The organism is Candidatus Bipolaricaulota bacterium (assembly GCA_021159055.1).
In the GTDB taxonomy this organism is placed as follows: domain Bacteria; phylum Bipolaricaulota; class Bipolaricaulia; order UBA7950; family UBA9294; genus S016-54.
In genome coordinates this window covers 1-7443 of sequence record JAGGSO010000060.1, presented here as the reverse complement: position 1 = coordinate 7443, position 7443 = coordinate 1, and the positions used below count along the sequence as shown (strand labels likewise).

Genomic DNA, 7443 nt, shown 5'->3' with positions numbered 1-7443 from the left:
TACGCACTCGTGGGGATCGTTCTGCTCGCGATCGCTTCCCTTGCCAGCACCACGGCGGTGGCACAGTCGCAAACCGAGGCGTGGGTCCCAGGGTTTGCGTCCTTCCTCATCCCGGGGTTGGGGCAGCTCCTGCTCGATGAGCCGGACAAGGCGATCCTGCACTTCGGGGTGGACGTGGCGATCCTGGCCGGCGGTGGGTACGTTGCATCGATCATGTCCCCGTACTACTGGTACTCGGGCTACTCGCTCGTCGGATTGGCTCATCTCGCCTGGTCGCTCTACAGCGGCTACGACGCCTACACCACTGCCAAGGAGAAGGGATTCACACTCGGATTCAGCGGTGACGGTTTGACCCTGTCCTACAACTTCTAGAACAGAAGCAGTAACAGCGCAAGGGTCAGCCCCCCGATGATTCCCAATCGGATGTAACCCCGGTCGGTCGCGACCGGGGTTTTCTCTATTGTCCGGAACGAGTTTGCCGCTTTCGTCACCTCTCCGGAGGAATCGACGGTCAGGGTGAGAATCCCCAGATGCTGACCGAACGCGCCTGTCTGGAGGATGACGGTCTTTCCCACGTGCACCGGCGTCTCCGTGAGCTCGTGCGAGTGGCCGGTGAGGAAGACGTCGATCCCCGGGACGCGCTGCGCGATCCTCTTTGCGGCAGCGACAGGAAGATGCGCGAGGACGACGACGAGATCAGCCTTGTCCGCCTCCTCATCCAGGACGGCGGCGAGCGCCTCCGCCGGATCGAGGTAGGTGAGCCACGGATAGTCAAGGTAGGGGAGGTCCTCGTCGGTGATCAGCCCAACGACGAGCACGTGTAACCCTCCTGCCTGCACGAATGTGTACGGCGTGAACGGGGGCTTCACTCCCGCGACCGGTCTGAGGTTGGCGCACAGGACCGGGAAATCCGCCGTTTGCACGAAGTGGGCGAGCCGGTCCGAACCGTAGTAGAGATCGTGGTTCCCGAGAGCCATCGCGTCGTAGCCAACAGCGTTCATCCACTCCACTGTCCGTTCCGCTCCCCACACCGCGTAGATCGGGACGCGGTAGTCCTGCCAGGTGTCGCCGGAGTCGAACAACAGGACCGGTCCACTCGCCGCGGCGCGCTCATCTTCTATCGCCGCGCTCAAGCCGGGGAGCTGCTCGACCCGAGTGTGGATGTCGTTCGTGTACAGGATGGTCACCGTCTCCCCCAATCCGGTGCCAGCGACGGCGATCACCATGAGCAGCGAGATGAATATGCGGCTCAAAACAGCCCTCCGATCGAGACGGTCACTTCCCTCCCCCGGGCGAATAGGGAGAGATAGCGCATGTCGTGGAATAGGGTGATCCCACCGTAGAAGCTGGGTGCCCGGTTCCAGTAGACCCCGAACCCGACGCTCACCCCGGGGCGGGAGAAGGTGAGGATCCCGAACCGGCCTGGGTCGCTCCCGAACCTCCGTCCCCAATCGAACCGAACCGGGCCGAGGAACAGCCCGGCCGCGATCGACCATCCGCGGTGTGAGACCCCGACCCCGGTGGTGAGGACCCCGAGGTAATCGATCACCTTCCACCGCCCGGACAGAGAGCACAGGGAATCCGGCCCGATCGTGAGGGAGAGGTCGATCCGCTCGGTCACCCCGCGGGTGACGGTGATCCCCGGCCCGGAGGCGGAGAGAGAAAGGTCGACCGCGGTCATTCCCGGGACTCCGATCGTCCCCGCATCGCCCGGGAAGTGCGGGTAAGCAGCGGTCGTAACCGCTCCGGTGGAGAGGAGGATGACCCCGACGAGCGCCAGGACGAGCGCTCCTGATGTCGCACGCTTCCGCCGTTGTCTCATCCCGTTGATTTCACCCTTCCTTCCTCTCACAATCTTACCGCATGCTTATCGAAAAGGTTAATCGAACGATCGAGAACCATCGGATGCTCGGGGACGGGAAGGTCATCGTCGCGGTCTCCGGGGGCGTGGATTCCGTTGTCCTGCTCGATATCCTCCGTCGGATCGTCCCCTCGAACCGGCTGGTGATCGGGCATCTCGACCATGGGATCAGGGGGGAGGCGGCCCGTGCCGATGCGGAGTTCGTGGTCGAACTGGGGAGGAAGCTCGGGATCCCGGTGATCCGGGGTGAGGCCGACGTCCCGGGGTTGAGCCGGAGGGCCGGCCTCAGCCTGGAGGAGGCGGGCAGGAGGGCGCGGCGGGAGTTTTTGGAAGAGACGGCGCGAGTGCAGGGGGCCGACCGGATCGCCCTCGGACACACCCGCGACGACCTGGTGGAGACGGTGCTGTTCAACCTCGCCCGCGGGGCCGGGCCGACCGGGCTCGTCGGGATCAGGCCGGTGAGCCTCCCTTACGTCCGACCGCTGATCGAGGTAACGCGGGAGGAGGTCCTTGGGTACGCGCGCTCTGCCGGCCTCTCCTGGCGTGAGGACGAGACGAACGCTGATGTCAGGTTCTCCCGCAACCTGATCCGCCATCGCGTCATTCCCCTCCTGGAGGAGTTGAACCCGCGCGCACGGGAGGCGATCGCCCGCGCCGCCGCCCTCATCGCCGCGGAGGGGGCTGCCCTCGAGCTCCTCCTCAACCCGGTGTGGGAGGAGGTGCTGGTGGAGAACGGGGACGCCACGGTCACCCTCGATCGGGACCGCCTCGCCACCCTTGACCCTGCGGTGCAGGGGCTCGTCCTCCGCCGCGCGCTCAACCGCGTCCGGGGGAGCCTCACCCGGATCGAGAAGGGGCACATCGACTCCCTCGCTCGGCTCGCCTCCTCCCCCCGCGCCCACGCCGCGCTTTACCTCCCCGGTTGTCACGCCAGGCTGGACCGTAATACTATTGTGATCAGCACGGGAGACGAACACGGACGGGAGTTCGCCCCGCTGCGGCTTGAGCTCGGGCGGAACGAGATCCCGGAGCTCGGGATCGCCATCACCCTCGAGCTCCGCGATTGGCAGGGCCAGCCCCCGCCGGATGATCCGGCCGTCGAGGCGGCGGACGCCGCAGCGGTCGAGTTCCCGCTCGAGTTGCGGACGCGCCGCCCCGGAGACCGATTCGCCCCGCTCGGGATGAAGGAGATGAAGAAACTGAAGGAGCTGCTGATCGACGCGAAGGTCCCGTTCTACGCGCGCGACCGTCTTCCCATCGTCTGCGATCGCGCGGGTATCATCTGGGTGGTCGGGGTGCGGCTGGCGGAGCGGGTCAAGCTCACTCCCGGGACAAAAAGAGCGCTTATCATGCATGCGGAGGAGATTTAATGATCACGTTTCTGTTGTTCGTCGGGACGATCCTCGTCCTCGTTGGGGTGCACGAGGGAGGACACTTCCTCGCCGCCAAGGCGTCCGGAGTATACGTAGAGGAGTTCGCGATCGGTTTCGGCCCGAAGCTGCTCTCGTTCGGGCGCGGGGAGACGCGTTACTCGATCCGGGCGATCCCGTTCGGGGGGTACGTGCGCATGGCCGGGGAGGAGGGGAAGGACGCCCCGCCCGAGGTCCCGACCGATCGGCTCCTGTACAGCAAACCCCCGCTCATCCGCATCGCGATCAGCGTCGCTGGCCCGGCGATGAACCTCCTCACCACCTTCCTCGTCGCGGTGTTCGCCCTGTGGGGATTCGGAGTCCCGGTCCTTCAGGTAGCGGACGTCGTCCCGGGGAAGCCGGCCGCCGCCGTCCTCCAGCCCGGGGATCGCGTGCTGGAGATCAACGGACAAAAGGTGATCGACGTAAATGCCGTCGGCCGGGTGATCCAGGAGGCGGGCGGTGCCCCGGTGGAGTTCGTCATCGAGCGGGGCGGAAAACGGATGAGCGTGAAGATCACCCCGGTCAAGGACGCGGACGGGCGGTACATCGTGGGGGCGTACTTCCTTACAATCGCCTACACCAACGTGATAAAGTCGCTCGATCCCTCCTCCCCCCTCTACCGCGCCGGGCTGCGCCCCGGGGACAAGATCGTTGCCATAGACGGGGATGAGGTACGGACCGGGGTGGGGATCATAAACCGGCTGAGCGAGCTCCTCCCGCGTGACTACCTCACTCTCACCGTCCTTCGGGATGGGGAGCCGGTGAATTTTAGGTTCAACACCGCGGGGATGACGCTGGATCAGCTCTTCGTCGGGGTGGAGCTCGGGGACCTGGGGAAGGAGACGCGCCGGCCGGGGTTCGGGGCCGGGATCGCCCTCGGAGCGGGGCAGTTCGTCTCCGAGCTGCGGATGATGGGGGACCTGTTCCACGGGATGATCACCGGGCAGATCTCGCCGGCCAAGTCGCTCACCGGACCGGTGGGGATCGCCAAGCTCCTCGGAGAAGGGGCGCACCAAGGGGGAAGCGTCTTCCTCTGGATCTTTTCCTACCTGAGTCTCAGCTTGGGGATCCTGAACCTGATCCCGTTCCCCGCCCTCGACGGGAGCCGGGCCGCGTTCGCCTTTTACGAGTTGGTGACGAGAAGACCGATCCCGCCTGAGCGGGAGGGGATGATCCACATGATCGGATTCCTGATCCTCCTCGGGTTGATGCTCCTCGTCACCTACCAGGACATCCTCAGGCTGTTTCGATGAGGCAGGTGCACAGGGCGGCGATCCCCTCCTCGCGGCCGAGCGCCCCCATTCTCTCGGGGGTCGTTGCTTTGAGCCCGATCCGATCAGGAGGGATTGCGAGGAGCGGGGAGAGGGCATCCCGCATCCGCGGGAAGTGCGGGCCGAGCTTCGGAGATTGCGCGATCAGGACACAATCGACGTTGACCGGGCGCCAGCCCGCTTCCCTGACCATCCCCATCACCTGCTCCAACAGCCGCAGGCTGGAGATCCCGCTGTAACGGGGATCGGTGTCTGGAAAATGGGTCCCGATATCCCCGAGCCCGGCGGCGCCGAGGAGGGCGTCGCAGATGGCATGGACGAGGACATCAGCGTCGGAATGGCCGAGGAGGCCTTTATCATGGGGGATTTCCACTCCGCCGATCACGAGCGGACGCCCCTCCGCAAACCGATGAAAATCGATCCCAAGCCCGGTGCAAACCTCTGTCACGCTAGCTCCTTCTCCGCTTCCCGCACCGCTTTTCGCGCCAGCGATAGATCGAACCCGCGCCGCAGGAGGAAGTTGAGCGTCCGCCGCATCCGCGTCGTCCGGTCGAGCCCGCGGTAGCGGGCCATCCGCGTCCGCGCCAGCTCGAGGGCGATCCGCACCTCCTCCTCCGGCGGATAAAGCTCGTCCAACGCGTGGGAGATCGTCTCCGGCGGGATCCCCTTGTTCCCCAGCTCCTGGGCCACTGCCCGGCGGGAGAGGGGGCGGTGGGCGACGCGGTCCTCGACCCACAGCTTGGTGAACAGCTCGTCGTTTAACAGCTCGGTCGCCTTCCCCCGCTCGATCGCGGTCTCGACTTCATGGGGAGGGAAACCGAGCTGGAGGAGTCGCGCCCGCGCCTCGGCGCAGGTGCGGGGACGATAACGGAGGAGACGGAGTAGGGCCTCCCACGCATCAGCCGGCGTCGCTCGCCTCCTGTTTCTCCTCTTCGGTCGGGAGCCCGGCCTTCTCCCGGATCGCCCGCTCCAGCGCAGCCGCCAGCTCGGGGTCGTCCTCCAGGGCGCGGGCCGAGTTTCCGATCCCCTGGCCGAGGCGGGTATCGCCGAACGAATACCACGAGCCGCTCCGGGTCACGATCCCGAGCGATTCGCCGGTGTTGATCAGGTCACGCGCCCGATCGATCCCCTTCCCGTAGATGATGTCGAACGTCGCCTCGCGGAACGGAGGGGCAACCTTGTTCTTCACTACGCGCACGCTCACGTGGGTCCCGACCTGATTTCCCCCTTCCTCGATCTTCCCCGAGTTCCACATGTTGAGCCGGATCGACGCGTAGAACTTCAGGGCGCGCCCGCCCGAGGTGGTGGTCGACGGGCCGAACCGCGTCCCGCTGATCACCGAGCGGATCTGGTTGGTGAACACCACGATCGTCTTCGACTGGGAGATCGCGCCGGACAGCTTGCGCATCGCCTGTGACATCAGCCGTGCTTGCAGGCCGACCTGGGAATCCCCCATCTGGCCTTCGATCTCCGCCATCGGCACCAGGGCCGCCACCGAATCGACGACGATGATGTCCACCGCCCCACTGCGGGTGAGCTGTTCAGTGATCTCGAGCGCTTGCTCTCCGGAGTTCGGCTGGGAGAGGAGGAGGTGATCGAGGTCGACCCCAAGGGCGCGGGTGTAGGTCGGGTCCAGGGCGTGTTCAGCGTCGATGAACGCGGCCGTCCCGTTCCGCTTCTGCACTTCAGCGATCATGTGCAGGGTGAGGGTCGTCTTCCCGCTCGACTCCGACCCGAACACCTCGACGATCCGCCCCCGCGGCACCCCGCCGACCCCGAGGGCGATGTCGAGGGCGAGCGACCCGGTGGGGACGGTCTCCACCTGCATCACGTGGGCCTTGTCCCCCAGCCACATGATCGCCCCTTCACCGTAGGCTTTATTGATCTGCTTCAGCGTGCTCTCCAGGACTTCCTGCTTTCCCATTCTCGTTTTCCCCCTCCTTGTTTTGCTCGCCCTTCATTCTAGGTGATCGGGTACTTGAGTGCAAAGCTTGCCCTCCCGGGTGGCTCAACCTCCGAACCATATCAGCGCGAACACGAGGAACAACCCGGAGACGATGATGAGGAGCCCCTCCTCCAGGCGGAATATCCGCTCCGGGAGGAGGACCGGCCGCCGGAAGAGAAAGCGGTGGAGGAGGACGCCGCCGCTGATGATGAATAGCGCCTTTACAACCGCGCTGAAGGAAAATGCCCCGGAGCACGGGGCGACCGCTCCCACGCCCAGGGGGAAGAGGAGGATCGGGATGGTGAGGATCGTGTAGGCAGCCGATCTCTCCCACCGGGGTTGGCCTGTCCCAGTGCCCCGGAAGAGCGGGATCAACTTGGCGAACGCGACCGTCGTCCCCAGGGTGATCAGCCCCACCACCGCCTGTACGGCGGCTCCCCCATGGATGAGCCCCTTTCCGACAAACCCGGCAAACGGCGGGAGCCCGATGATCCCGAGCGTCCCGACGAGGAGCCCGATCCGCGCCCGGGCCGGGATTCCCTTCCTGCTCATCCTGGAGATGTCCCGCACCTCGCTCGTCCGCACCGCCTCCCCGCCGGCGAGGAACAGGAGTCCCTTGAACAGGCCGTGGGCGACGGCGTAGGCGACAGCTCCCCCGGCCGCCCCCGCCCCCAGGCCGACGAGGAGATACCCGATCTGAGACAGGGTGGAAAAGGCGAGCAACCGCTTCAGGTCGTAGGTGTAGATCGCGTAGGCCGCGCCGAGGATCCCGGTGGCCGTCCCGAGGACGAGGAATGTCAATCCGAGCGGAAAGACACCGGAGAGCCGGAGGAGGACAACGAACCCCATCTTGATCACCAGGCCGGAGAGGAGGGCGGAGACCGCGGGGTGGGCGCTTGCGTGCGCCCCGGGGAGCCACAGGGAGAAGACGAATATCCCTGCCTTCACCGCCAC

General features: G+C 65.9%; 9 protein-coding genes. 3 read left to right on the top strand and 6 right to left on the bottom strand.

Features of this window, described 5'->3' with window-relative positions:
- The first annotated feature begins 57 nt into the window (after positions 1 to 57).
- On the top strand, positions 58 to 372 hold the full coding sequence (locus J7J55_03065) for a hypothetical protein (GenBank protein ID MCD6141686.1): 315 nt from the start codon (positions 58 to 60) through the stop codon (positions 370 to 372).
- Here J7J55_03065 and J7J55_03060 read toward each other — a convergent pair.
- Both J7J55_03060 and J7J55_03055 read right to left on the bottom strand, forming a co-directional pair.
- Positions 369 to 1253 carry a metallophosphatase gene (locus J7J55_03060; GenBank protein ID MCD6141685.1) on the bottom strand — a complete coding sequence of 295 codons (885 nt, stop codon included), beginning with the start codon at positions 1251 to 1253 and terminating at the stop codon, positions 369 to 371. The genes J7J55_03065 and J7J55_03060 overlap by 4 nt on opposite strands.
- Positions 1250 to 1822, bottom strand: coding sequence for a hypothetical protein (locus J7J55_03055; protein MCD6141684.1), 573 nt, complete (start codon positions 1820 to 1822; stop codon positions 1250 to 1252). Before J7J55_03055 ends, J7J55_03060 begins: the two co-directional genes overlap by 4 nt.
- An 83-nt stretch (positions 1823 to 1905) precedes the next feature.
- Here J7J55_03055 and tilS point away from each other — a divergent pair, with 83 nt between their 5' ends.
- Complete coding sequence (tilS, locus tag J7J55_03050; protein ID MCD6141683.1) at positions 1906 to 3231, top strand: tRNA lysidine(34) synthetase TilS; 1326 nt, start codon at positions 1906 to 1908, stop codon at positions 3229 to 3231.
- Positions 3231 to 4526 (top strand): RIP metalloprotease RseP, encoded by a 1296-nt coding sequence (gene rseP / locus J7J55_03045; protein ID MCD6141682.1) that lies wholly within the window; start codon positions 3231 to 3233, stop codon positions 4524 to 4526. The genes tilS and rseP overlap by 1 nt, the downstream gene beginning before the upstream one ends.
- Here rseP and J7J55_03040 read toward each other — a convergent pair.
- The 4 genes from J7J55_03040 to J7J55_03025 all read right to left on the bottom strand — a co-directional run.
- The gene (locus J7J55_03040) at positions 4510 to 4992 is read right to left on the bottom strand and encodes a 2-C-methyl-D-erythritol 2,4-cyclodiphosphate synthase (GenBank protein MCD6141681.1); all 483 of its coding nucleotides are present in this window, start codon (positions 4990 to 4992) and stop codon (positions 4510 to 4512) included. The two genes, rseP and J7J55_03040, sit on opposite strands and share 17 nt — an antisense overlap.
- Positions 4989 to 5522 (bottom strand): RecX family transcriptional regulator, encoded by a 534-nt coding sequence (locus tag J7J55_03035; GenBank protein ID MCD6141680.1) that lies wholly within the window; start codon positions 5520 to 5522, stop codon positions 4989 to 4991. The genes J7J55_03040 and J7J55_03035 overlap by 4 nt, the downstream gene beginning before the upstream one ends.
- A complete protein-coding gene (gene recA / locus J7J55_03030; GenBank protein MCD6141679.1) occupies positions 5443 to 6468 on the bottom strand; it encodes a recombinase RecA in 1026 nt (341 codons plus the stop codon). The genes J7J55_03035 and recA overlap by 80 nt, the downstream gene beginning before the upstream one ends.
- Before the next feature lie 84 nt (positions 6469 to 6552).
- Positions 6553 to 7443, bottom strand: an 891-nt coding sequence (locus J7J55_03025) for a hypothetical protein (protein MCD6141678.1), incomplete at its 5' end; no start/stop codon positions are given.